The organism is Pseudomonas sp. JL23, assembly GCF_056933585.1.
Genome location: NZ_CM167795.1, coordinates 6,800,589 through 6,825,673 on the forward strand (window position 1 = coordinate 6,800,589; position 25,085 = coordinate 6,825,673).

Consider the following 25,085-nt stretch of genomic DNA (forward strand, 5'->3'; position numbering starts at 1 on the left):
CGCCTAAACCCGGCAGGCCGCCAACTGCGCCTGCAGGACGGCGGCGTCCTGCTCGCGGGCAAAGATCAACTCAAGGCGTGAGTCCCTCCGCCATTCGCTAGGCTGCCAGCTAAACGCCGCGCCATCCAGAGCATTGCCGGATACCCAGCCAGCATCGCTGTGGATAACCAGCTTGGCCCGCCGCCAATCCAGGCTTTGCAGCCAGTCCTGCAAGGCTTGCCGATCAAAGCATTGCGATGGATGCCAGCGCCAGCCGATGCTCCAACCTTCCTCCTGGCTTTGACTCAGGCAAATAGGCTGACGCGGATCGGTCCAGATTGCCGGCATCTGCGCCAGACTGGCGGCAGGCTTATCCACAGGCAAATTGTCCACACCGGCCTGGCCCTGGTTATCCACACCCGGCAACTCACTCAGCGGCAACACGCCCTGCTCGGTCCAGTACAACGCCCGATCCGGCAAAGCGGCCGCCAGTCGCTGACGTGCCGCCTCATCGAGCCCGGCAGACTTGTTCAATATCAGCAGCCCGGCATCCGCCAACGCTTCCTGCTGGCTCGATGGCAACGCCTGTCCTGCTGCCATGGCCGTAGCATCGAGCACCATCACACTGGGCTGTAGCGCCAGCACACCGAGCCATGGTGCCTGCCGCAGCTGTGCCATCAACTGTGCGGGATGACCGAGGCCGGAAGGCTCGATAAACAAGCGGTCAGGCCGGGCCTTGCGCAGCAGTCGCCCGAGGCCGATCTGGAACGGCGCGCCATTCACGCAGCACAGGCAGCCCCCAGCCACTTCGCCAAGTGCGATACCATCGGCAGCCGTGGTCAGCAGGGCGGCATCCAGGCCGATCTGACCGAACTCGTTGATCAGGATCGCCCAGCGTTCAGCGGCCGGTTTCTGCGTCAGCAGATGCTTGATCAGACTGGTTTTGCCCGCGCCCAACGGGCCGGCAATGAGATGGGTAGGAATGTTTTGCAACATGATGGCGGCTTCTGAGAATGCTTGAGACGACCGGAACAGACGGGAAGATGACGATGCGCAGCCTGCGCCTGACAGTGATGATCCTGGCCTTGAGCGCAAGCCAGGCTTGGGCCGAAGCTTGCATCGTGCACAGTCAGGGCGAACGGGTGGACGTCAAGGTCTGCCAGAGCAACCGCACGATCCCGCCGCAATTGTTCCACGACGGTTTTTGCAAACCGCAGCTGGCGGGGCAGAAGGTCGATGTGACCTTCGCCGAGCAATGTCCTACCGGGGCATTTGGCGTGTGCAACAACGCACTGGTCGCCAATATGCCCTATCGCCAGGATATTCACTATTACGGCGTGGCCACCGACACGCGCTTTCTCAAGCCCTTCTGTGAGCAGCAGAGCCAGGGCAAATGGTCGTTAGGCGAGCCAATCCAGAGTCAGCAATAGGCGCCGCTCATCCCGCTGCGGCTGCGGCGAACGATGCACCAGACCGTGCCCCTCATTGCCAATCCAGCGTTCGCCCTTGAGCAGGGCGACATCGCCGCAGTTGATTTGCTGAATCAATTGCGGGTCTTGCGGCTCGGCCTCGGCGCTACCCAGTGCCTTGCGGTCGATAACCCCTTCCTTGAGCCACTGGCTGCCGATACCGGCATAGGTGCTGATCAAGCGCACCGGCACATGATCGACGTGGAAGCGCGGGCACATGGCCTTGTCCAGAATGCGCAGGCGCAAGCCCACGCACGAAGCGCCCAGCAGGCAGGCGTATGCGCTGACCAGCCAGGACACATCGGCGATAAACCCGGCATAGCCCTGCAAGTCGGCGTAACCCGCCGCCAAGCCCTGTAAATTGGGCTCGCCGTCACCTTCGCCCATTTCCAGGGTCATGGACTCCGCCAGAGGCTGCCCCTGGGCCAGCAGCAAGGCACCGAAGTCTTCGATATGGGCGGGCAATTGCCGTTGCCAGATCGACAGGTTCACGCCGTCTTCCAGTATCTGGCTGAGCACGCCGGGGTTGTCGCCGCGAATCTGCCGCACCTCAGGGTGCCATCTCAAATCAGGAGCGAGCATCAGGCGGCCTCTTCATGCCAGTCGCCGAACGGATCCGGCAGCTTCTGCCAGCTAATCACGCCCTCGGCCATCTCGGCGTCGGTCAGCAGGCAGTCGTTCAACTCTTGGGTCAGCAGCGGGAAATCGATGTTCTGACCGATAAACACCAACTCTTGGCGGCAGTCACCGGCTTCGACGTTCCAGTTTTCCATGATCGCCTGAGTGTCCTGCTGATCCTGCGGCCAGTGCTCGCGCGGCACAAAACGCCACCAACGCCCGGCAAAACCATGGCGCATCAAGCCGCCGGCCTGGGACCAGCTGCCAGCCTCTTTGTACTTGCTCGCCAGCCAGAAGAAACCCTTGGAGCGCAGCAATTTGCCGTTAGTCCAGGGCCGGTTGATAAAGGCAAAGAAACGCTCCGGGTGAAAGGGCCGACGTGCCCGGTAAGCGGTGGAGGCGATGCCATATTCCTCGGTCTCCGGGACATGCTCGCCACGCATTTCCTTGAGCCAACCCGGCGCCTGGGCGGCGCGTTCGAAATCGAAACGGCCGGTATTGAGGATGGTTTCCAAAGGAATCTGGCCCATGACCATGGGCACGACATTGGCTTGAGCATTGAGCCGCTTGAGAATGGCCATCAGCTCTTCACGATCGCTCTGGCTGATGAGGTCGATCTTGCTGATCAGGATCACATCGGCGAACTCGATCTGGTCGATCAGCAAGTCGGTGATGGAGCGCTCGTCGTCTTCGCCCATGGTTTCACCACGGGTCGCCAGGCTCTCGGCGGCCTGGTAGTCGGCGAGGAAATTCAGACCGTCAACCACCGTCACCATGGTGTCCAGGCGCGCGATATCGGCCAGGCTGACGCCCTCCTCGTCACGGAAGGTAAAGGTCTCGGCAACTGGCAGCGGCTCGGAGATGCCGGTAGATTCGATCAGTAGATAATCGAAACGGCCATCACGGGCCAGGCGGCTGACTTCTTCGAGCAGATCCTCGCGCAAGGTGCAGCAGATGCAGCCGTTGCTCATCTCGATGAGTTTTTCTTCGGCGCGGTTCAGGCTGACATCGCGCTGAACTTCGCCGCCATCGATGTTGATTTCGCTCATATCGTTGACAATGACCGCAACGCGCAGGTTTTCACGGTTGCGCAGGACGTAATTGAGCAGAGTGCTTTTGCCCGCGCCAAGAAAGCCGGACAAGACGGTAACGGGGAGAGGATTAGACATGTCGGTTCTCATCAGCGGTTTCAGGGTGCCGGCTTTGTTTACGCTCGGTCGGCCCGTTCAGATCAATGCTAATGTTATATTATAACAACACAAATTAGCCAACCCCGTTCATCGAAGGACTGCACATGACTTCCCTTGTGAAAACCCTGCTGGTGCTGAGTCTGCTTGCCAGCACAACGGCCATGGCTGCGCCGCCGCAGACGGGCAACGGGCGGGCGCTGTGTGCACAAAGCGCGAATCTGTTGGCGTGCTATGACCCGGACGGCAACACCTACAGCGTCGCCACGGCGGGCAAGACCACCTGGTTACGAGGGTATGAAGCGGGGACGAATCGACACTGGGTGCAGACCAGCAGCCGCTATGGCCAACTGACCTTTTTCAGCGGCCTGGCCACCGACGGCGAGGCCTGGATCGGCACCATTCAGAGGGTGGGCTGGACGACCATCAGCCGGGTGTCCAGCTCAAGCGGCACGCGCACAAAGATCATTTGCAGCCGGGTGACCGGCTGCCATCAAGGCTAGGGTTTACACCAGCGCCTGATTGATGAGCTTCTGCTCTTCCTGCCAGGCCACGTAGGACCCTACCGGCGGGTTGCGTCGGAAGTACTGTTGCAAGCCATCGAACAGGCCGTCGGCGACTGCCTGTTGGTGACGCGCTGTAACCAGCCGCTGACTGTCCTTGGCGTTGGAGATAAAACCGGTCTCGACCAGAATCGACGGCACATCTGGCGATTTGAGCACGGCAAAACCGGCCTGCTCGACACGCTTCTGATGCAGCGAGGTCACATCGGCCAGGCTGCCGAGAATGGTATTGCCCAGTTGCAGGCTGGCCGCGATGGTGGCGTTCATCGACATATCGAGAATCACCCCGGCCAGCATCGGGTCCTTGTCCTTGAGATTGAGCAGGCTGTTGGCGCCCAGCAGGTCAGCACCGTTCTCGCGCTGCGCCATGAAACGCGCGGTGGCCGACGTAGCGCCGCCCTCGGACAAGGCGAACACCGAGGCGCCGGAAGCCGTCAGACGCGGTGCAGCATCGGCGTGAACCGAAATGAACATATCGGCGTTGTACTTGTGGGCCAGGTCCACGCGCTTGCGCAGCGGCACGAAGAAGTCATCGTTTCGTACCAGACGCACGTCATAGCCCTTCTCACGCTTGAGGCGCTTGGCCAACAGCTGTGCGATGGACAGCACCACGTCTTTTTCCCGCTCGCCGCGAGAACCGATAGCACCCGGATCCTTGCCCCCATGACCGGCATCCACCACGACCATAATGTCGCGCTTGCGTTGGCCCTTCTCCGGGGTCGGCAGGCTCGGCGGGGCACTGACTGGCGCCGCTGCGATTACCGCTGCCGGCGCATGGATATGCGCCGAGTCGCCCATGTCCAGCACCAGGCGATGGCCCTGAGAGCCCTCCGGCCCAAGCAGGAAGCTGTTGAGCTTCACCGGCGCCGTCAGGTCGAGGACGATCCGCGTGTCTTCGCCGGTGCCGTAATGCCCGGAGCGAATGGACTTGATCGGGGTATTGGCCAAGGCCAGCTGATTGAAATCACCGGTCAGGCGCGCACCGCTGATATCGATGATCAAGCGATCAGGCGAGGTCAGGGTGAAGGTCTTGTATTGCACCGGTCCGCTGAGGTCGAGTACCAGGCGCAACTTGTCGTCGCTGCGCCAGATACGCGCATTGCGGATTTGCGTTGCGTAAGCGCCCAAGGGCAACGACAGCGCTGCGCCGGCAAGCAGCATGTTGAGCAGCATTTGACGTCTATGCATGACATGTCCCACTGAATAAGAGCGAGCATCCCAGCTCAAAAAAGAAATCGTCGCTACAAATGCAATAATATAACATGATGTTTCATACCGACGATGGACCCTTTCATGAATGCCGTGACCCTGCCTGATATTGCCGCGCAAACCGCTAAACAATCTCTTTCACTGAACTGGGTCGGCATGTGTGGCATCGCCCTGCCGATACAGCTCGAAGGCCAGCCGGTCTGCGCCAAGGCTGACGTCGGCGTCAGCCTGGATAACGGTGAAGCTCGCGGGATTCATATGTCGCGCCTGTACTTGGCACTGGAGGACCTGGAGAACGGCAATCTGACGCCAGAGCAACTCCGTCAAGTATTGCAACGCTTCCTGGACAGCCACCGAGGCCTGTCCGACAGCGCCTATCTACGTCTTCACACTGAAATCCTGCTGAAACGTCCGGCATTGGTCAGCCCCCTCGCGGGATGGAAATCCTATCCAATCAGTATCTTTGCGCAGCTGGAAAATGGAGTGTTCCACGTGGAACTAAATTTTGACGTGGCCTACTCCTCGACCTGCCCTTGCTCGGCAGCACTGGCACGGCAGCTCATCCAGCAACAGTTCACTGACGACTTCGCCAGCAAGCATCTCGACTACGACGCCGTACTGGAGTGGCTGGGCTCGACACAAGGCATAGTCGCCACGCCGCATAGTCAGAGAAGTAACGCTAAAATCTGCCTGCAACTCAATGAATTTACAAATGAATTTCTCTTTAAAAATCTCATTGATCAGACCGAAGCCGCACTGGGAACAGCCGTGCAAACCGCAGTGAAGCGTGCGGATGAGCAGGCTTTCGCCTTGGCCAATGGGCAGAATCTGATGTTTTGCGAGGATGCCGCCCGTCGCCTGCATCGCATGCTTAAGCGCAATCCGGCGATAGGCGGTTTCAGCCTGACGGTCGTGCATGCCGAAAGCCTGCATGCCCATGACGCGGTAGCCCAGAGCAGCTGGAACTGGCGAGCTGCCTGAGAGCTGAACAAGCGCAGAGAAATCATGTATGTGAGCGCGGTTCCCTCTAAACTTGGCGACCGCTTCCTTATTCATATGCCATGAGGTTTCACGATGCGAGTTTTGCTCGTACTGCTTAGCGCGCTGTTGCCGCTGTCATTGTCGGCCGCCGAAAAATTGAATGTTGTGACCAGTTTTACTGTGCTGGCTGATCTGACCCAACAGATCGGCGGCGATCATGTGCAAGTGGTGAACCTGGCCGGGGCCGATCGCGATCCGGCGACTTACCAGCCCGTCGCCGAAGACGCCAAGCGCGTGGGCAAGGCTCGTTTGATCGTTGAGAATGGTCTGGGCCTGGAGCCGTGGCTGGATCACCTGGTCGCAGGTGCCGGTGCGACTTCCCGTGTAGTGGTCGCCAGTAAAGGCGCGACGCCGCGCCCATTCGACCCGGAAGGCAAGACCGCGCCTGATGCCTACGCGTGGAACAGCATCGCCAATGCCCAGTTGTACGCGAACAATATCGCCACCGCGCTGATCACCGCCGACCCGGATAATGCCAAGGCCTACGCGAGCAATGCCAAGAACTATGCGCGCCAGGTGCACTTGGTCATGGCCCAGAGCAAAACCCGCTTCGCTACCCTGCCGCAGAATGGCCGCCACATTCTGGTGACCAGCGATGGCGCGAAATACCTTGGTCATCCCTATACGGTCGATATCGAGGTTGCCAAAGGGCTGCCGCTCGATCGCGAGCTGAACGCCGATGAAGTCGCTTCTCTGATCAGCCAGATCAAACAGAACAAGACCGATGCGGTCTTCGTCGACAACCTCACGGACCCAACCACCCGGCAAAAGATCGTCGAGCAGACCGGCGTGCGCTTCGGCGGCCAGCTGCGCACCCGTTCACTGGCCGCCAGCGGTCCATCGGCTACCTACCTGGGCGCGTATCAGGCGAACATGGACACCCTCTACAACGCCCTGCTCAAACCTTGATTCAAGTGCGGGGTTTCACCGCCCCGCATTGCTGGCCCAGCCAAAGCGAGCGTGTGTCCATGCTGCCATTCTGCGGCTTGCCCGTGGCATTGAAGGTGCCGGTCACATGCGTGGTGAACTCGCGATCACTCTGGAACTGCGCCTGGCCCGTACCCTGGGCCTTGGGGCAACTGAACTGGAACTGCCAGGTATTGCCGGCGCGACTGGTGATCTTCTGAGTGCAGCCTGACTGCGGATCGGTCAGCGGAATGTCATCCGTCTTGACCTGCTCTGCCGTCAGGCACACCCGCACACCCTTGCCGCCCAGTGTCACGCCCTGCTTCTGCAGCATCTGCTCCATCATCGCTCGCTGCTCCGGCGCCATGGCCTGCAGTTGGGCCAGCATCACTTGCATGTCCGGCAGCGCCTGACCATCTACCTGCATATTGCTCGTGGTCAACTCCCACAGGCCTGGTTGCAGCATCTGCGCCTGGGCCAGGGGTGCGGCCAGACAAAACATCCACGCCACTATGCGCTTGTTCATTTCTAAAGCTTCCTTGTCAAAGCGGTTACTTGAGTAAATCGCGGCCTGCCGGACGCGCGATGATGGGGCTTAGACGACAGATGCGTCGCCGCGTTGCATGGATAATAAAATAGCGACAATCCCCGGCAGCTGTGGTCTGTTAGGCAGCAACGATCTTGAGCAGTGGGCACATGGATTATCACAGTCCTTATTTTTTCGGCTACATCATTGGCTTTATTCATCTACTGGGCATTATTGCAGCCATACATGCACTATTGACCGTTCGTACAGCACAAGGCGCCATCGCCTGGGCCATGCCGCTGTTCTTCATCCCTTACTTCACGCTGATACCGTACCTGGTCTTTGGCCGTAGCTCGTTCGATGCCTATATCAAAGCCAGGCGTCAGGCCAACGAAGAGATGCGTGCAGCCATCAGCCATCAAAACTGGCGGCCCTGGGTCAACGAAGCAGTGGCGGCACGTCGCACTGAGGGCTACGCATCGCTGCGCGCCATGCCCAAGCTGGGGCGCATGCCGGCCTTGACCAATAACGAAGTGAAACTGCTGATCAACGGCAACGCCACTTTCACCGCGATCTTCGACGCCATCACCCATGCCCGGCATAGCATCTTCGTGCAGTTCTTCATTATCCATGACGATGAACTGGGCCGTCGCCTGCAAAACCTGCTGTTGGAAAAAGCCGCCGAAGGCGTCGCTATCTATGTGCTCTACGACCGCATCGGCAGCCACGCCCTGCCCGCCGAGTACAGCGAGCGCCTGCGGGCGAGTGGTGTACAGATCAAGGCCTTCGCGACCCGCAGCGGTTGGCTCAATCGTTTCCAGATCAACTTCCGTAACCACCGCAAGATAGTGGTGGTCGATGGTGTGCGCGGCTTTCTCGGCGGGCATAACGTCGGTGATGAATACCTGGGCCTGCACCCGCCGCTGGCGCCGTGGCGCGATACCCATGTCGAAGTGAGAGGCCCGGTGGTGGCCTGCCTGCAGGAGTCATTTGCCGAGGACTGGTTCTGGGCCACCCGCGAGCTGCCGCCGTTGACCCTGCCGGAATCCTTTCCGGAAGACGGCGTACTCTGCCAGCTCCTGGCCAGCGGCCCGGCCGACGAGCAGGAGACCTGTTCGCTGTTCTTTGTCGAAGCCATTCATGCCGCCACCGAACGGGTGTGGATTACCAGTCCCTATTTCATCCCCGACGAAGCAGTATCCGCCGCCCTGCGCCTGGCGGTATTACGTGGCGTAGATGTACGTCTGCTGCTGCCCTCGCGGCCGGATCACTATGTGGTCTATGCCGCCTCCAGCCTGTTCGCCTTCGAAGCCGTGCGTGCCGGGGTGCGTGTGTTCCGCTATGAGCCGGGTTTTCTGCATCAGAAAGTGGTGCTGGTGGATGACGAAATCAGCGCAATCGGGAGCGCCAACCTGGACAACCGCTCATTCCGTCTGAATTTCGAATTGATGCTGCTGACGGTCGACAAGGCCTTCGCCAGAGAGGTTGAGCACATGCTCAATGAAGACTTCGCCCTCTCCCGGGAAATATCCACCGAAGAGCGCTACGAGATCCATCGCCTGAAACAACTGGGCATGCGCATTGCCCGGATCATCTCGCCCATTCTCTGAACGCCGTTACCGTTTCAGCGGCAACCCACCACTGAAACGATAACCGCCCAGAAGCTCAGCGATAGATGTCTTCCCGCGTCCAAGGCAGATCATGGCTGCCATCAGCGAAAGGTTTTACCGCCAGGATCTGGTGCAGGTTGATCCAGCCTTTGCTGAACGCGTAAGAACAACCGGCCAGATACAGACGCCAGATTCGCAGGATGTGCGGGGGCACCATCTCGGCCGCCTGATCCAGCTTGTTCTCCAGCCGCGTGCTCCAGTGCTCCAGGGTCTTGGCGTAGTGCAGGCGCAGGCTTTCGACGTCGACGACTTCCAGACCGGCTTCGCTGATGTCGGCACTGATTCGCGCGACATGAGGCAACTCGCCATTGGGGAACACATAGCGGTCGATAAAATCCCCCGCACCACGCCCCACCGGACGACCATCGACGTGCTTGGCGGTAATGCCATGGTTCATCACCAGGCCACCCTCCTTCACCGCACCAAACAGCAGCCTGGTGTAGAGCGGCAGGTTGGCATGACCGACGTGCTCGAACATGCCGACGCTGACCACTTTGTCGAAACGACCATCCTGAGGCAGGTCACGGTAGTCGAACAGTTGCAGATCGACCTTGTCCTGCAAGCCTTCAGCCTTGACCCGGGCACGGCCCAAGGCCAGCTGTTCGCGGCTCAGGGTAATACCGAACACCTTCACCCCGTACTCACGGGCTGCAAAGCGCGCCAGCCCGCTCCAGCCGCAGCCGACGTCCAACAGATACTCGCCGGGCTTGAGGCGCAGCTTGCGGCAGAGGTGATGAAACTTGTCCTGCTGCGCCTGTTCCAGCGTTTCTTCACCGGTCTTGAAGTAGGCGCAGGAGTAGACCATCTCCTTGTCGAGCCAGAGTTGATAAAACTCATTGGACAAATCGTAGTGGTAGGAAATGGACTCAGCATCGGTCGCTTTGTCATGTTGCGAGCGTGTAGGGAGATTCTCGTCATCATCATCCACCAACGCCTGGCTCAGCTCGTCGCAGACCCGCACGACTTCACTGATCGAGCCTTCGAGCTCAAGGCGCCCCTCGACAAACGCACTGCCGAGCAGGTCGAGACTTGGATGAGTGAATTCGGAGACCAGTTGGGGATCTTTGACGACGATGGTGACGCTGGGGGTTGGACCCAAATCCAGCTCGTGGCCGTCCCAGAGTTTCAGTCGCAATGGAAGGTGAAGACTTTGTAAGGCCGTGGGAAGTTGCGCAAGCATTTCGGTAAACCCCCTGATCCAGAAGACCTAAAAAAGGTAATCCAAATGGAGCTCCAGCACTGGAACTCTCAGGCTATCGGCTTAATAGCGACCCGCTATGAATCGACCCCAGGGAACGGCCTTGTGCCCACTGATTCTTGCCAATAGACAGCCTGAAATGGAAAACCCATCCGTAGCTGGCTATTAATTTGTAACAGAATTATTCAAAGCTCAAGCAAATTTTTATACTTAGCCTACCGCTCTAGCCCGGCTGTTTGCGCCGGGCCAGCGGATTCTCAGGCCTGTGGAGGCGTCTGCAACTTTAGTAGAGGCTCCTGAAAGCGCAACAGACGACCCGCATTCCCGAGGACCAAAAGCGTACTCAGATTATGAAGAATAGCCGCCACCATCGCCCCGGCGGCACCCAGCAGACCGAAGGCAGCAAAGGCGACAATTGCCAGGGTCCAGCCCAGGCCAATGATGACGTTGACCTGCAGAGTCTGGCGGCAATGGCGGCTCAAGCGCACGCAGGTACCCAATCGACGAAGATCGCTGCCAATCAGCACGATATCTGCGGATGCCAGTGCAATATCGGCACCACCGGCACCCATTGCAACACCCACTACACCCGCCTTCAAAGCCAGCGAGTCGTTGATCCCGTCACCCACAACCATAGGCCTGAAACCACTGCGGATTTCAGCTGTAACGCGGTTCAGTTTGTCCTCTGGCAGGGCCTGGGCCTGGATGTCGCGAATCCCCACTTCACGACCGAGTGTGTCAGCCACACTTTGCCGGTCGCCGGTCAGCAGCAACTGACGGCCAATGCCCAGCTCGCGCAACTCGGCCAGGGCTGCACGCGCCTCGGGTTTCAGACTGTCGGCCAAGAGGAACCAGGCCAGGAACACACCATTGACCGACAACCCGGCAATCGGCCCGTCGTGACCGGGCACCGGTGTAGTGGCAATACCCAACTGTTCAAACAGCTCGGGACGACCCAAAGCCGCCTCGCCGCCTTCAGTATTGGCAATGACGCCCAGGCCCTGGCGCTCGCGAATATCGCTCAGGGGCAGCAACTGATCCTTTTCCAGCATCCCAGCCAACGCACGGCTGACCGGGTGACTGCTAGCCGAGCCCAGGCTGGCCGCCAGGGGTAGCAGGTCGTCCTGTTCCTCGGTGGCTGCGAGCACCGATTGCAGGCGCAGGCTGCCGTAGGTCAGGGTGCCGGTCTTATCCACCACCAGGGAGGTCAGGTCGGCCAGCTCTTCGAGGAACGCCGAGCTGCGAATCAGAATCCCGTGACGCGCCGCCACGGCGATCCCGGCAATTGCCGTGGCCGGGGCAGAGAGCACCAAGGCACAGGGGCAGGCCGCGACCAGTACTGCCAGCATCGCCTGAGCGTTGTTGGTGATAAACCAGGTCACGGCGGCGATCAACAGCACCAGCACCATGTAACTGCCCGCGTAACGCTCCAGCAGGCGAGTGATCGGTGGCTTGGAGCGCTCAGCGCTCTGCATCAGGGCGATGACCTTGCCCAGCGTGGACTCGTTGCCGATGCGAGTGACTTCGATACGCAGCAGGCCATCAAGGTTGATGGCGCCGCCAAACACCTCCATGCCCACCCGCGCTTCCAGGGGCACCGACTCACCGGTGATCGGTGCCGTATCAAGGCTGGCCTGGCCCGACAGCACGCGGCCGTCGGCCGGGACGCGGTCTCCGGCGCGTACTTCGACCACGTCACCTGCGACCAGTGTCGAGTTATCCACTTCGCGAACACTGCCGTCGGCGCCGATCAGCCGCGCATGGCTGCGGGTCAGGCGCCCCAGTGCTTGAATGGCTTCCTGGGAACCGATCACGCTGCGCTCTTCCAGCACATGGCCGAAGATCATGATGATCGGCAGCAAGGCCGCGGTCATCAGGTCGCCCGTGGCCCAGGCGCCCAGCATCGCCAGGGCGATCAACTGGTCAGTGATGCCGTGCAGGCTCGGGTAACGCAGGCTGTGCCAACCGGCGCTGACCACCGGAATCGCTACCAGTAGAGACGCTGCACCGAGCAGCAACTGGCTGACGCCTGTCTGCTGCGGGGCAAAAAATCGCCAGACCAGCCCCAGCGCCAGCAGCCCCAAGGCCAACATCGCCAGGGTCAGCTGACGGGCAGCGCTGCGCTGTTCGGCGCGGCTCAGCATGCTGACGGCAGGTGGCGCTTCGACATGCTCGGCGTCATGGTTGTGAACGGCTTCGCCACTCATTGTTCAGCTCCCTGGATGATCAGGCGGGAATCGTCATGGGGATCGACGGTGGTGACCGAACCGGCCTGGCCGAGGATCTTCGGCACACGCTCGCGGTATAGACGCAGCAACAGGCCCGGATCGCTCTTGTCGCGGATCGACTCGGCGAGACTGGCAACCGTCGCAGTATCGGTCTGCGCCTTGGCCAGTCGCTCGGACGCCTGGGCATGAGCCACTTGCAAGGTGCGATCGGCCTGTTGCGTGGCGCTCTGGGTGAGACGCTCGGCGTCGGTACGGGCGTTGGCAACGGCCTGCTCGGCTTGTTGGGTCGCAGTGAGAACCGCGTTGAAGGCACTGACCGCAGCGGCAGGCAGGCTCGATTGCACATCGACCCGGGCGACCTCGATACCAATGCCAACGCCCGAAGCAGTCAGATCGGCCAGACGCTGATTGATACCCTGCACCAAGTCGCCACGCAGACGCTCACGGCGCTCGGCGGCCTTGCTGTCGGCACTGACCATCTCCGGTCGCGCTACCAGAATGGTGTCCAGGTCACGGGCTGCGGTCAGGGCCACGGCGCTGCGATTAACCAGTCGATCCAGGGCCGGCAGCACATGATCGGTTTGCAGGACATAGGCGTACGGGTCGGTCACCTTGTAGTACACCGTCACATCCAACTGTACGACACCGGCATCACCGGTCAGCAGAAAACCTGAACCGGCCAAGGCATCGCTCATGGGCGTGGCGAAACTGGCAGTACGGTCGGCCTGCACCGCCGCCGGGGAGCGCAGCAGAGTTTCCACATGCCGCTCGATCACCCGATCTGCCGAGGGCAGCAGCACCACTTGTTCAAAGGGCTGCGGCCAGGCGGTGAGCAGACCGGCGTTCTGAATACGTTCCAGCGCACCGAGACGCAACACCACCGCGCGATTCTGCGGATCGATCTGGCGCACATTGGACGCCGCCCAGGCCAGAGCCGCCAGCAAGGTCACCGCATACAGGCCGAGGAAGGCCAGGCGGCTGGCTTGCAGCCAGGCACTGTTACCGCCTGGGCGCTCATGGCCCGCTTCGGGCTCGAGATGTTCACTCATGGCTGGGTTCCAGCCTTGCCGTCCAGGGATTTGCTGTCCGGCGGACCGTCGACCAATACGCGGAACGGCGCAGCGTCGGTGCGCAGGATCAGCTTGGTGCCCGGCGTGACCACCGTACCCAGGGTGTCCAGGGAACGCAGCATGTTGTACAGCGCCGGCGAGCCGTTATAGGCCCTACCGTAGATCTGTGCCGCCTCGACCCGGGACTGCGCTTCGATATCGGCAGCCTTGACCGTGGCGTCGGCTTCGACGATCCGCGCATCACGCTCGGCAGCAGAGCGGATCTGCGCCGCCTCACGCTTGCCCACGGCAGTGCGCTCGGTGGCGATGGTCTCGCGCTCAGCACGCATGCGGTCAACCGTGGCGTTGAGGGTGACCGATGGCAATGTCAGACGCTCGACTCCCACCTGCAGGACGCGCACGCCGTAGGTAGTCAGCAATTGCTGATCGATCTGCTGGCGCAGCTGGTTTTCGAAATCGCCGATACGCACCTGGCTGGCGTCGGTATTGACCAGGCTCGACAGGTCGAAACTGGCGGCAGTGGTCTCCAGCGCGGAACCGACGAAGGTACGGATCTGCCGCGCGGCTTCGTCCGGCTGGTTCTGCACCGCACGCATGAAGCGTTGCACGTTGTCCGGGTCGCCCTGAACCTGCCAGGCCACGTAAGCCTGAACGATGATGCGCAGGCCATCGCGCGTGCCGACATCCTGCAGCCCGCTTGAAGTCGTGCGCAGGCGCAGGTCTACCGGGATTGTCGCCTCGAACGGCGCCGGCCAGCGCCAGCTCAGGCCCGGATCGAGCAGTACCCGGGAAGGATTGCCAAAGCGGGTGATGACCGTGGCTTCACCGGAGCGCACCTGAACCAGGCTCGCCGCCGCCACCGCAAAAGCGATCAGCAGCGCAGCCAGGGCCGAACGACGCCAAGGGAAAGGCGCTGGTGTAGAGCTGTCACCGTGATGGTGATGACCATGGGAATGGCCATGCCCGCTGTGGTCGTGACCGGCGTGATCGTGATGATCGTGGTTATGGAACAGACTCAAGGGGTGACTCCTTACTGATCGGCTTTACGCGGCGTCAACGGGTCTGCCGGTAAGGTGAAAGTTCGCAGGTCGATGGTCGGCGCGCTGCCGCCGCCCAGACGATGATCGAGGACCAGCAGCTTGGCGTGGGCCAGACCCTGGGTCAGTTGGGCCAGGTATTGCTCCAGCAGAAAGGCCTGCCCGGCCTTGGCGTAGCCCTGGCGCTCGGCGCTGAAGCGCAGGTCTGCGGCCTGGGCGGCGGACATGACTTCCCGTGCCGAAGCGGCAGCCTGATCGTGGGCGACGCTGGCATTGAGCTGGGCCAGGTTGGCCTTGTCGCTGGCCGCACCATGCTCGCGGGAAATCAGCGCCTGGGCACTGATCTGCGCAGCCTGCACGCCGTGGTAAGCATTAGCGGCGCCAGCGGGTGGGTGGATCGATTCGACCACCGTGGCGAGAATTTCCACGCCGCTGTCCAGTTTCTTCAGGTCAGCCTGCACCGCCTCACCAATGTCCTGGGACAGCGACGCACGCTGCTCGCCCAACAGTTCGTCCAGAGTCCGCGTCGCGAAGTCATGGACCAGCACGCGGCTGGCGGTACTGCGAATCAGCGTCGGCACATCGGCGCTGTTATAGGTAGCCGCCAGCGCCGCCTGATCGTTCAGGCCGATGCGATAGACAAAGCGCACATCCATATTGACGATCTGGAAGCCCTGCTTGTCGCCGGTACTGCTGGCGATGACCTGGGATTTCTCGTTGATGTGGCTGGCATCCCACAGACGGTTGGCGCTTTGCGGCGACGGGCCTTCGGCCGGCTCTTGCACCAGCTCGACAGCCGTGGCATCGGAAACACTGGTGGCCAGTTCATGCACCACACCATTCTCCACGGCGATAATCCGCCCGAACGGCCAAGGCAATCCGGCATGCAGGCCGGGACCGACCACCTCGACCGGCTTGCCGAAGCGCTCGTAGATGCCACGCCCCTGCATTGGAATTTCCTGCACGCCGCTCAAGATCCAACCGAGCGCGACAATCACCAACAGCACGGGCAAAAAGGCCCGCCGCATGTAGGTAAAGGCCCAGATTTGCCGCAGATCAATACCAAAGCGGTTATGCAATTCGCTCTGCAGTGCCAGCAGGGGTTGTGGCGGCCAGCGCAGCAGACCGGCGACAAAACTGCTGGCGGTCAGACGAGGCTCGAGGCGCTCATTACGCGGGCTGAACAGCGACAACAGCGCACGCAGCAGCAGCTCAATGGCTACCAACCCCGGCAGCAGCCCCATCAACACGGCCAGACGGGCTGGCCATACGCGGTCGGGACTGGACAGGAACAGGCACATGGCACCGATCAGCAGGACCGCGATGGCAACGCGGGTCAATTGCGCCATCTGCCCGGCCTCCGGCCATTGCGTCTGCTGCTCGTGAGCGAACTGGCGCTCCAGCACCAACAGGCCGAAAGCCAGCAGCAGCATGACGCCCGCCGCCAGATTGCCCAGTTGGGACAGCGCGCTGCCTGCCAGCGCCAGATTCCAGGTCATATCCAGACTGATCAGCGCCAGCACAGACCAGCCCGCCAGCCAGAGTGTCGATGCCCCCACCTGGGTCAGCATCGATCCGGCACCGCCACTGATGCGTGAAAGCAGGCGTTCGTACCAGCCGTGATCTTCGACGACGCCGGGATCCGCTTCGACAGCCACGACGCTGACAATGGAGCCCAGCGCCCGACCACGCCACAAGGCAATGCCCTGCGCCGACTGCAACGCCGCCGCCAACAGCAGGAAAGCGGCTGCCTGGGTAGTCAGCACCGCTGTCCATAGAGAATTGGGAGAAAAGAGATCAACGAACAGCGACAGGACCAGTCCGAAAATGCCCAGCCCGGCCGTCAGATAAGTCAGTTGCAGTAAGCGCCGAGCCTGAAATGCAGCCCCTTGAAACCGTGGCAGGCTATCCAGCCCTGCGTGCTCAACATCCAGATCAACCTGCATCGATACCCCAGAACCTGTTGGAGGCCAGCTCCCGTCGCGAAATTGCTTGCCCGGTTGCCAGCCGAGAAAGCGTTACGATATAACAAAAAACGTGAAATTTCTGTCGCTCTGCCGAATTTCACAAACCGTTCAGCCAGCGGAAAGGTTGTGACCGCCTCGCACTTGCCTGGACAAAATAAATTATCTTTCCCTATTCCACTTTCCTCGACCATTCAATAACCAAAGCTTTCAACTTACAGCGTTTATATATAAGTCCTACGAGCAGAAAGGAAATAGCCACTTTTCGAACGAATTAAAACGCTTTAGAGGCTTAACTTGGCAACATAATCCAACACCTGCACAGCTTGCTGTAGACATGTCCGGTGACTATATTTGCAGACGTTTCCACGCTAATGGTCGACGCTGAAACAGGCGAATCGGAACGCCGGAGGGCCTGCAAGGGGCTGCTCCACATGTAAGGAGTCCACATGCACAAGTTCAAACTTCATCCGCCTGTGCGGCATACAAGCCTGTGTGATCAAGCGCAAAACTGCCTGACCATCAATATTCCCAACTCGACTCTGGGTCTGGATAACTTGCTCGATCTGGTCCGGCACGAAATCATCCACGAGCAGCAGAAACATATACATCGGCTGACCTTTAAAAGCGGTAGAACACTTCATATTGAAGCCGACCAGCAATGGGTCACCGTACGCGGTGCCCATATCAATTATCGCACCCCTGCCGATATGCCATCCGCCACACTGCTTGGCGATCCGGCCCAACCTGCAACACCCATCCCCCTCTAAACTGCCGCCTCGGGCCAGCCCCGCCCGATCATGGAATCGCGCAGGAATATGCCGGTCATGAGACCTGCCGCACAAACAATGTGGCGTGCCAAAGGTTGCGTTGTGTTTCACTAGACGACGAGCCTGGCGCGCCTGCTCATCAGCGCATCGTATTGTTATCCACAGGGCTCTGGATTCACTTCTCGACAAGGACGATTGCCCGTTGATTTCGATCTACCAGCTCAAGCCCCGTTTCCAGAACTTGCTGCGCCCTCTAGTTCAACGTTTGTTCGACCGTGGAATTACCGCCAATCAAGTGACCCTTGGCGCGTGCGCGATTTCTCTGGTGGTGGGTGGTCTGGCTGCCGTTTTCGCCGCCCATGCCTGGGTCTTCGCTCTGATTCCGCTCTGGATGATCGTGCGCATGGCACTCAACGCCATCGACGGCATGCTGGCCAGGGAGTTCGGCCAAAAATCGCGACTGGGCGCTTATCTCAACGAATTGACCGATGTCATTGCCGACAGCGCACTGTTTTTGCCCTTCGCACTGCTGCCGGAAGTGAACCTTGTGCTGGTTGTGCTGGTCACTTTGCTGGCGATTTTCAGTGAGTACGCAGGCGTCCTCGGCCCCATGGTCGGTGCTTCCCGGCGTTATGACGGCCCAATGGGCAAGAGTGACCGTGCATTCTGCTTCGGCGTACTCGGCGCAGGCGTGGCCATTGGCTGGCTTTCGGCCCTGTGGATAAATAGTGTTCTCGCTGTGATCGCCGCCCTGCTGGTCTATACCCTGATCAACCGTATCCGTCGTGGCCTGGAGGAAGTCTCCAGCCAGGCCGATGCGCCTGGGGAATAAGCAGCCCGCAACATACCGATCGGCATAAGGAAATCGAAATGCGTGAAATGCATGAGCTGCGCTTCAGTACCCATGATGGGGTTGAGCTGTTTTATCGCCACTGGCCTGCCACCGCTCCTGACATCGACGCGCCGCGTCAGGCGGTACTGCTATTCCACCGTGGCCACGAACATTCTGGGCGCATAGCCCACCTCGTCGATGAACTGGACTTGCCGGGTTTCGATTTCTTCGCCTGGGACGCCCGTGGTCACGGCCAGTCGCCGGGAGCCCGTGGCGACAGCCCGAGCTTCGCCACCAGCGCCCGTGACGTGCAGACCTTTGTTGATCACCTGGGCGCCACCTTTGCCATCGCCGAGCAGGACATCAGCGTGGTCGCCCAGAGCGTCGGCGCTGTGATCGTCGCCACCTGGGTACATGATTACGCACCGAAGATCCGTTCGCTGGTACTGGCCTCGCCCGCCTTCCAGGTCAAGCTGTATGTGCCCTTCGCCCGTACCGGCCTGGCTCTGATGCGACGCTTTAAAGGCAATTTCTTCGTCAACAGCTACGTCAAGGCGCGCTTCCTCAGCCATGACCCGGAGCGTGTTGCCTCTTATGACAACGATCCGCTGATCACCAAGGCCATTTCTGTCAACGTGCTGCTCGGCCTGTACGAAGCGGCCGACCGCGTTGTAGCCGATGCCAATGCGATTCAGGTGCCTACGCAATTGCTGATCTCCGGCGCCGATTTCGTCGTGCATCGCGGCCCTCAGGATCGCTTTTTCGAGCGCCTGGGCAGCCTGCGCAAGGAGAAACACGTCCTGCCTGGCTTCTTCCACGACACCCTGGGCGAACGTGACCGGCACCTGGCAGTCAGCCGGGCCCGGCGCTTTATTCTGCAAAACCTCGAACAACCAGTACCGCGCCCATCGCTGCTGGACGCCGATCGCCTGGGCGCCACCTGTGCCGAGGCCGAAGAACTCGCCGCGCCGCTGCCGCACAACTCGTTGCGCGATCTGTACTGGCGCATGACCCGGGCCAGCATGCGCCTGGGCAGCAAGTTATCCACAGGGGTGAAATTGGGCTTCGATACCGGTTTCGATTCCGGCAGCACCCTGGACTACGTCTACCGCAACAAGCCCACCGGCACTGGCGCCCTGGGACGCATGATCGATGGCAATTACTTGAAGTCCATCGGCTGGCGCGGTATTCGCCAGCGCAAGGTGAATCTCGAAGAACTGCTGCGCCTGGCCATGGCGCATCTGCGCAATCAGGGCAAGCCTGTGCATATCGTCGATATCGCCGCCGGTCACGGTCGGTACATTCTCGAATCCCTGCAGGGTGTCGACCCGCTGCCCGAATCGATCCTGTTGCGCGACTACAGCGATATCAACGTGCGTGACGGCAACGCCTTGATCGAACAGAAGGATCTGGACCCGATCGCACGCTTCGTCAAAGGCGATGCCTTCGACCGTGCCGACCTCGCCGCGCTGGAGCCCAAGCCGACCCTGGCAGTGGTCTCAGGCCTATACGAGCTGTTTGCCAGCAACCAGATGGTCGGTGACTCCTTGGCCGGGCTTGCTGCAGCGGTGGAACCGGGTGGCTATCTGGTCTACACCGGACAGCCCTGGCATCCGCAGCTGGAACTGATCGCCCGCGCCCTGACCAGCCACCGCGCCGGCCAGGCCTGGGTGATGCGTCGGCGCACCCAGGCGGAAATGGATCAATTGGTCGAGGCGGCCGGTTTCCGCAAGATCACTCAGCGGGTGGACGAATGGGGGATTTTCACCGTATCCCTGGCGCAGCGCATCAAGTGATACCGCTACGCGAGCCGGGGCTATGGAAACGTGCCGTGCTGTGGCTGGTGCTACTGGCACCGTTGTTCTTTGCCAGCTACGGCTTCGCCACCTGGCTGACTGCACGGCGCACGGACGTCGGCACGCTGGTCTTCGACTGGGAACAGTACATGCCGTTCTGGGCGTGGACCATCGTGCCCTATTGGTCCATTGACCTGCTCTACGGTTTTTCGCTGCTGGCGTGCCTGACACGCCGTCAACTCGATACCCACGCGTTGCGCCTGCTCAGCGCCCAAGTGATCGCTGTCAGTTGCTTCCTGCTCTGGCCCCTGACGTTCACCTTTGCACGGCCGCCGCTGGACGGCGTGTTCGGCTGGATGTTTGCGGTGCTGGCCGGGTTCGACAAGCCGTTCAATCAGGCGCCATCACTGCATATCGCCCTGCTGGTGATCCTCTGGGTCTGTTACGAACGCTACCTGCGCGGGGCTCACCCGGCGTGGCGCTGGCTGCTGCATGGCTGGTTCGGGTTGATCGGCATTTCCGTGCTGACCACTTATCAGCATCACTTCGTCGACTTACCCACAGGGGCGCTGGCCGGTTGGTTGTGTGTCTGGATTTGGCCGGACAACGGCAGCAGCCCGCTGCGTAACGCCCGCCTGACAGGGCAACCACGTCGCCTGCGTCTGGCCTTGGCTTATGCCGTGGGCGCCGCGCTGTTGGCGGCGCCGGTATTTACCCTGCGCGGCACATGGATATGGCTGGCCTGGCCCGCAGTGTCTTGCCTGTTGATCTGCCTGAACTATGGGCTGTTTGGCGCCGAGGGCTTTCAAAAGCGCAGTAACGGGCGGTTGAGCCCGGCCGCCAGATGGCTGCTGGCGCCTTATCTGGCTGCGGCATGGATAAACTCCCGCCTGTGGACAAGAAACCAGCCCGACGCCCAACAGATTGTGGATAACATCTGGCTCGGCCGACTTCCCGAGCGTGAGCAATTGCGCCCATTCGCCGCTGTTGTGGATATGTGCGCCGAGCTGTCCATCGTGCCACCCGGCAAACGCGGTTACCAATGCATTCCCGTGCTCGATCTGACCCCTCCGGATGCCGCTCAATGCCTGCTGGCCGCCCAGGCCATCGAGCGTCTGCGCGTCAAAGGCCCCTTGCTGGTGTGCTGTGCGCTGGGTTATTCACGCAGCGCCACTGCGCTTGCCGCATGGCTTTTGTACACCCATAGAGCGCGCACTGTGGATAACGCCATCGACATGGTACGTAACGCCCGGCCGCAGGTAGTCCTGCACGAGGCACAGTATCAGGCGTTGACGGCGATGCTCGCGTATTTATCCACAGCGCGGGCGGAGCAACAGCATGTCTCTTGAAATGCAGTTGCATGTCGTTGCCAGCCTGCTGCGGCGCGGGCGGGCTTTGGATAATCTGTCCACAGGCGTAATGCTGCTGGGCTTGGCACTGGGCCTCAGTCAGCTGTGGATAAACACTGTCAGCCCTCTGTTGCTGATATTAGTGGCGGCGATCGTTCTGATTGGCTTGATCGAAAAGTACTACGCGTTTCGCGTCGCTTTCGATGCCGACCTGTTTCAGAACCTCGCTGACGATGCCAATCAATTGAATGACCGAACCGCCGATCTGGATCATGCATTGACCACACTGGGTTTGCTGCCTGTGGATAAACAGGCCCGGTCCTGGGCTGCTCGCAGCCAGGGCGCCCTGAAACTGTTGCGCCAGCAAGTCTTGTTCCTCGCCCTGGAGCTGGTATTGATGCTCGGGGCGATTCTGATTTTCCCTTGGTTGCCTTTCGTCCATTAAGGAAACGCCATGTTCGAACCCTTGGTCGCCACGATCATCACCGCCGGAGCGCGCAGTGTGACCGGCGCACGCAGCCTGTGGCTGGGCTGTACACCCGAGCCCAATCAACGCATTTATTTCGCCAACCACAGCAGCCACGGTGATTTCGTCCTGCTCTGGGCTTCATTGCCGCCACAGCTGCGTAAGCTGACCCGTCCCGTCGCCGCAGGCGATTACTGGCAGAAAACGCAGCTGCGGCGCTACATCATCAGTGGCGTATTCAACGGCGTGCTGATCGACCGCGAGCGCAAGACACCGGAGAGCAATCCGCTGCAACCAATGCTCGACGCCCTGCAATGGGGGGATTCGCTGATTATTTTCCCTGAAGGCACTCGCAATCTGGAAGACGGCCTGCTGCCGTTCAAGAGCGGCCTGTATCACTTGGCGAAGAGTTATCCACAAGCCGAACTGGTGCCGGTGTGGATAGCCAACCTCAACCGCGTCATGCCTAAAGGCCGGGTCCTGCCGCTGCCATTGTTATGCACAACCAGCTTCGGCGCGCCGCTGCGCCTTGAAGAAGACGAAAGCAAAGAGCAATTCCTCACCCGCAGCCGTGACGCGCTGCTGGCCCTGGCACCGGAGCAGCATTGATGGATAGGCAGACACAGATGTTGTTCATGGGCATCGGCGCCATTTTGCTGCTGGCCTCGTTGATTGGCTTCATTCTCAAGCGCCGCGCGGGCAGTGAGCCGAACTCGGTGATCGATAACCTCAATGCCCGGATCAACGCCTGGTGGGTCATGGTGGTGGTGATCGGCATCGCCTTCTGGCTTGGCTACAGCGCAGTGATCCTGCTGTTCTACGCCGTATCGTTCTACGCCCTGCGCGAGTTCCTGACCCTGACGCCAACCCGGCGCAGCGATTATCCGGCCCTTGTAGCAGCGTTCTACCTGGCGCTGCCGCTGCAATACATCCTCATTGCCACCAACTGGTATGGGCTGTTCTCGATCTTCATTCCGGTCTACGTGTTCCTGCTGCTGCCGATCCTCGCGTCACTGGGCGGTGACAGCACGCACTTTCTGGAGCGAGCCTCGAAGGTACAGTGGGGGCTGATGATCGCAGTGTTCTGCGTGTCCTATGTGCCGGCGCTGCTGACCCTGGAAATCCCCGGCTACGAAGGGCGCAACCTGCTGTTGATCGCCTATCTGGTCATCGTCGTGCAGCTCTCCGACGTGTTGCAATACGTGTGCGGCAAGCTGTTCGGCAAACGCAAGATCGCGCCGAACCTGTCGCCCTCCAAGACTGTTGAAGGCTTTGTCGGCGGCATCGCCCTGGCTTCAATGATCGGCGGTGCGCTGTGGTGGATAACCCCGTTCAATATCTGGCAATCGACCCTGATCGCCCTGTTGATAAACCTGCTCGGTTTTGCCGGCGGCATCGTTATGTCGGCGATCAAGCGCGACCGCGGGGTCAAGGATTGGGGGCATATGATCGAAGGCCACGGCGGCATGCTCGATCGCCTGGATTCGGTGTGCTTCGCGGCGCCGATCTTCTTTCACCTTGTGCGCTATTGGTGGACTTGAGTTGGCGCAGCTGTGAGCTTCGAGCCTCTAGCTACGAGCAAAAGCAAAAGCAGACCGTGGTGCTTTTGCTTGTAGCTCGTAGCTCGCAGCTAGAGGCTCGTAGCTCATAGCTGCTTCTAAACCTTGAAGCTGATCGCTCTGCGACCTATATTACGATCATAATTTAATTTCTTGCGACGAACTTCCCCAGGAGTAAGACCATGAGCAGTTATGACGTTGTCATCATTGGCGGTGGCCCCGGCGGCTATAACGCTGCCATTCGCGCTGGCCAGTTGGGCCTGTCGGTGGCCTGTGTCGAAGGTCGCGAGACCTTGGGCGGCACCTGTCTGAATGTCGGCTGCATGCCGTCCAAAGCCCTGCTGCACGCCTCCGAACTCTACGAAGCCGCAGTGGGCGAGGAATTCGCCAATCTGGGTATCGAGGTCAAGCCGACCCTGAACCTGGCGCAGATGATGAAACAGAAAGGCGAAAGCGTGGCGTCCCTGACCAAGGGCATCGAGTTTCTGTTCCGCAAGTACAAGGCCGACTGGATCAAGGGCTGGGGTCGTATCGCCGGGCCGGGCAAGGTCATCGTCACCGATGCTGCGGGTGTCGAGACCGAACTGCTGGCCAAGGACATCATCATTGCCACCGGTTCCGAGCCGACCCCGCTGCCTGGGGTCGAGCTCGACCATGAGCGCATCATCGACTCCACCGGCGCCCTGTCCCTGCCGGAAGTGCCCAAGCATCTGGTGGTGATCGGTGCTGGGGTCATCGGCCTTGAACTGGGCTCGGTGTGGCGGCGTCTCGGCGCCAAGGTCACGGTGGTCGAATTTCTCGACCATGTGGCCCATGGCAGCGATCTGGAGGCAGGCAAGACCCTGCAGCGCTCCCTTACCCGTCAGGGCATGAGCTTCAAGCTCAGCTCGAAGGTGACCTCAGCGGTCCGCTCGGAAAGCAGCGTGACCCTGCGCGTAGAACCGGCTGCCGGCGGCGAAGCGGAACTGATCGAAGCCGATTACGTACTGGTGTCCATCGGCCGTCGTCCCTATACCAAGGGCCTGGGCCTGGAGACCGTGGGCCTGCAGGTCGACAAGCGCGGCATGCTGGAGAACAAGGGCCATCGCACCGAGGCGCCGAATGTCTGGGTGATCGGTGATGTCACGTCCGGCCCCATGTTGGCGCACAAGGCCGAGGACGAAGCCCATGTCTGCCTGGAGCGCATTGTCGGCAAGGCGGGCGAGCTGAATTACAACCTGATCCCCGGCGTGATCTACACCCGTCCGGAACTGGCCAGCGTCGGCAAGACCGAAGAGCAGCTCAAGGCCGAAGGGCGAGCGTACAAGGTCGGCAAGTTCCCGTTCAGCGCCAACAGCCGGGCCAAGATCAACCACGAGACCGAAGGCTTCGCCAAGGTTCTGGCCGATGAGCGTACCGATGAGGTGCTGGGCGTGCACCTGGTCGGGCCGAGTGCGGGCGAATTGATCGGTGAAGCGTGCGTGGCCATGGAGTTTGCCGCATCCTCCGAGGATATCGCGCTGATCTGCCATCCTCACCCGACCCGCTCCGAGGCCCTGCGTCAGGCGGCCATGGGCGCGAATGGGCATACCACTCAGGCGTAAGGTGTCCAAACTCGATGTGGTGGGAGCGGATTTATCCGCGAAGACGGTATTTCAGTCGATGAAGA

General features: G+C 60.6%; 23 protein-coding genes. 13 read left to right on the forward strand and 10 right to left on the reverse strand.

The genetic code is table 11. The features are described from left to right. Positions 1–3: 3 nt before the first annotated feature. Entirely contained in the window at positions 4–975 is a 972-nt protein-coding gene (locus AC1Z24_RS31100; protein ID WP_483744020.1) for a CobW family GTP-binding protein, read from the reverse strand. Between the two features lie 53 nt (positions 976–1,028). Between AC1Z24_RS31100 and AC1Z24_RS31105 the strand changes: the two genes are divergently transcribed. After that, positions 1,029–1,409, forward strand: coding sequence for an NADH:ubiquinone oxidoreductase (locus tag AC1Z24_RS31105; protein WP_483746754.1), 381 nt, complete (start codon positions 1,029–1,031; stop codon positions 1,407–1,409). On the opposite strand, the gene AC1Z24_RS31110 is transcribed toward AC1Z24_RS31105, so the two are convergent. Both AC1Z24_RS31110 and zigA read right to left on the reverse strand, forming a co-directional pair. Next, positions 1,380–2,030, reverse strand: coding sequence for a DUF1826 domain-containing protein (locus AC1Z24_RS31110; RefSeq protein WP_483744021.1), 651 nt, complete (start codon positions 2,028–2,030; stop codon positions 1,380–1,382). The genes AC1Z24_RS31105 and AC1Z24_RS31110 overlap by 30 nt on opposite strands. After that, positions 2,030–3,235, reverse strand: coding sequence for a zinc metallochaperone GTPase ZigA (zigA, locus tag AC1Z24_RS31115; protein ID WP_483744022.1), 1,206 nt, complete (start codon positions 3,233–3,235; stop codon positions 2,030–2,032). The genes AC1Z24_RS31110 and zigA overlap by 1 nt, the downstream gene beginning before the upstream one ends. Before the next feature lie 125 nt (positions 3,236–3,360). On the opposite strand from zigA, the gene AC1Z24_RS31120 reads away from it, so the two are divergent. Beyond that, positions 3,361–3,756, forward strand: coding sequence for a glutamine synthetase (locus AC1Z24_RS31120; RefSeq protein WP_483744023.1), 396 nt, complete (start codon positions 3,361–3,363; stop codon positions 3,754–3,756). A gap of 3 nt (positions 3,757–3,759) precedes the next feature. Here AC1Z24_RS31120 and AC1Z24_RS31125 read toward each other — a convergent pair whose 3' ends face one another. Beyond that, complete coding sequence (locus tag AC1Z24_RS31125; protein WP_483744024.1) at positions 3,760–5,004, reverse strand: N-acetylmuramoyl-L-alanine amidase; 1,245 nt, start codon at positions 5,002–5,004, stop codon at positions 3,760–3,762. Positions 5,005–5,109: 105 nt separating this feature from the next. Between AC1Z24_RS31125 and folE2 the strand changes: the two genes are divergently transcribed. Then, positions 5,110–6,006 (forward strand): GTP cyclohydrolase FolE2, encoded by an 897-nt coding sequence (folE2, locus tag AC1Z24_RS31130; protein ID WP_483744025.1) that lies wholly within the window; start codon positions 5,110–5,112, stop codon positions 6,004–6,006. Between the two features lie 93 nt (positions 6,007–6,099). After that, a complete protein-coding gene (locus AC1Z24_RS31135) occupies positions 6,100–6,975 on the forward strand; it encodes a metal ABC transporter solute-binding protein, Zn/Mn family (RefSeq protein WP_483744026.1) in 876 nt (291 codons plus the stop codon). 1 nt (position 6,976) lies between these two features. Here AC1Z24_RS31135 and AC1Z24_RS31140 read toward each other — a convergent pair whose 3' ends face one another. Beyond that, positions 6,977–7,498, reverse strand: a complete 522-nt coding sequence (locus tag AC1Z24_RS31140) for a DUF3617 domain-containing protein (RefSeq protein ID WP_259100969.1) — start codon at positions 7,496–7,498, stop codon at positions 6,977–6,979. Positions 7,499–7,668: 170 nt separating this feature from the next. On the opposite strand from AC1Z24_RS31140, the gene cls reads away from it, so the two are divergent. After that, complete coding sequence (gene cls / locus AC1Z24_RS31145) at positions 7,669–9,108, forward strand: cardiolipin synthase (protein ID WP_259100970.1); 1,440 nt, start codon at positions 7,669–7,671, stop codon at positions 9,106–9,108. 55 nt (positions 9,109–9,163) lie between these two features. Here cls and cfaB read toward each other — a convergent pair whose 3' ends face one another. The 5 genes from cfaB to hflK (AC1Z24_RS31170) form a co-directional block, all read right to left on the reverse strand. Next, positions 9,164–10,348 carry a C17 cyclopropane fatty acid synthase CfaB gene (gene cfaB, locus AC1Z24_RS31150; RefSeq protein ID WP_483744027.1) on the reverse strand — a complete coding sequence of 395 codons (1,185 nt, stop codon included), beginning with the start codon at positions 10,346–10,348 and terminating at the stop codon, positions 9,164–9,166. A 275-nt stretch (positions 10,349–10,623) separates the two neighbouring features. Beyond that, the gene (locus AC1Z24_RS31155; RefSeq protein WP_483746755.1) at positions 10,624–12,510 is read right to left on the reverse strand and encodes a cation-translocating P-type ATPase; all 1,887 of its coding nucleotides are present in this window, start codon (positions 12,508–12,510) and stop codon (positions 10,624–10,626) included. Positions 12,511–12,569: 59 nt separating this feature from the next. Beyond that, entirely contained in the window at positions 12,570–13,643 is a 1,074-nt protein-coding gene (gene hflK, locus AC1Z24_RS31160; protein WP_483744028.1) for a protease modulator HflK, read from the reverse strand. Further along, complete coding sequence (gene hflC, locus AC1Z24_RS31165; protein WP_483744029.1) at positions 13,640–14,683, reverse strand: protease modulator HflC; 1,044 nt, start codon at positions 14,681–14,683, stop codon at positions 13,640–13,642. Before hflC ends, hflK (AC1Z24_RS31160) begins: the two co-directional genes overlap by 4 nt. Positions 14,684–14,694: 11 nt before the next feature. Beyond that, on the reverse strand, positions 14,695–16,647 hold the full coding sequence (hflK, locus tag AC1Z24_RS31170; RefSeq protein ID WP_483744030.1) for a protease modulator HflK: 1,953 nt from the start codon (positions 16,645–16,647) through the stop codon (positions 14,695–14,697). 467 nt (positions 16,648–17,114) lie between these two features. On the opposite strand from hflK (AC1Z24_RS31170), the gene AC1Z24_RS31175 reads away from it, so the two are divergent. The 8 genes from AC1Z24_RS31175 (at position 17,115) to lpdA (ending at position 25,020) form a co-directional block, all read left to right on the forward strand. Then, the gene (locus AC1Z24_RS31175) at positions 17,115–17,435 is read left to right on the forward strand and encodes a hypothetical protein (RefSeq protein ID WP_483744031.1); all 321 of its coding nucleotides are present in this window, start codon (positions 17,115–17,117) and stop codon (positions 17,433–17,435) included. Positions 17,436–17,637: 202 nt separating this feature from the next. Continuing rightward, positions 17,638–18,267 (forward strand): CDP-alcohol phosphatidyltransferase family protein, encoded by a 630-nt coding sequence (locus AC1Z24_RS31180; RefSeq protein ID WP_259100981.1) that lies wholly within the window; start codon positions 17,638–17,640, stop codon positions 18,265–18,267. A gap of 38 nt (positions 18,268–18,305) precedes the next feature. Beyond that, positions 18,306–20,063 (forward strand): bifunctional alpha/beta hydrolase/class I SAM-dependent methyltransferase, encoded by a 1,758-nt coding sequence (locus tag AC1Z24_RS31185; protein ID WP_483744032.1) that lies wholly within the window; start codon positions 18,306–18,308, stop codon positions 20,061–20,063. Further along, positions 20,021–21,412, forward strand: a complete 1,392-nt coding sequence (locus AC1Z24_RS31190) for a phosphatase PAP2/dual specificity phosphatase family protein (protein WP_483744033.1) — start codon at positions 20,021–20,023, stop codon at positions 21,410–21,412. Before AC1Z24_RS31185 ends, AC1Z24_RS31190 begins: the two co-directional genes overlap by 43 nt. Further along, a complete protein-coding gene (locus AC1Z24_RS31195) occupies positions 21,402–21,857 on the forward strand; it encodes a hypothetical protein (protein ID WP_483744034.1) in 456 nt (151 codons plus the stop codon). Before AC1Z24_RS31190 ends, AC1Z24_RS31195 begins: the two co-directional genes overlap by 11 nt. A gap of 9 nt (positions 21,858–21,866) precedes the next feature. Next, complete coding sequence (locus AC1Z24_RS31200) at positions 21,867–22,487, forward strand: lysophospholipid acyltransferase family protein (RefSeq protein ID WP_483744035.1); 621 nt, start codon at positions 21,867–21,869, stop codon at positions 22,485–22,487. Next, positions 22,487–23,419, forward strand: coding sequence for a phosphatidate cytidylyltransferase (locus AC1Z24_RS31205; RefSeq protein WP_483744036.1), 933 nt, complete (start codon positions 22,487–22,489; stop codon positions 23,417–23,419). The genes AC1Z24_RS31200 and AC1Z24_RS31205 overlap by 1 nt, the downstream gene beginning before the upstream one ends. A 200-nt stretch (positions 23,420–23,619) precedes the next feature. Then, the gene (lpdA, locus tag AC1Z24_RS31210; RefSeq protein WP_483744037.1) at positions 23,620–25,020 is read left to right on the forward strand and encodes a dihydrolipoyl dehydrogenase; all 1,401 of its coding nucleotides are present in this window, start codon (positions 23,620–23,622) and stop codon (positions 25,018–25,020) included. Positions 25,021–25,085: the final 65 nt, after the last annotated feature.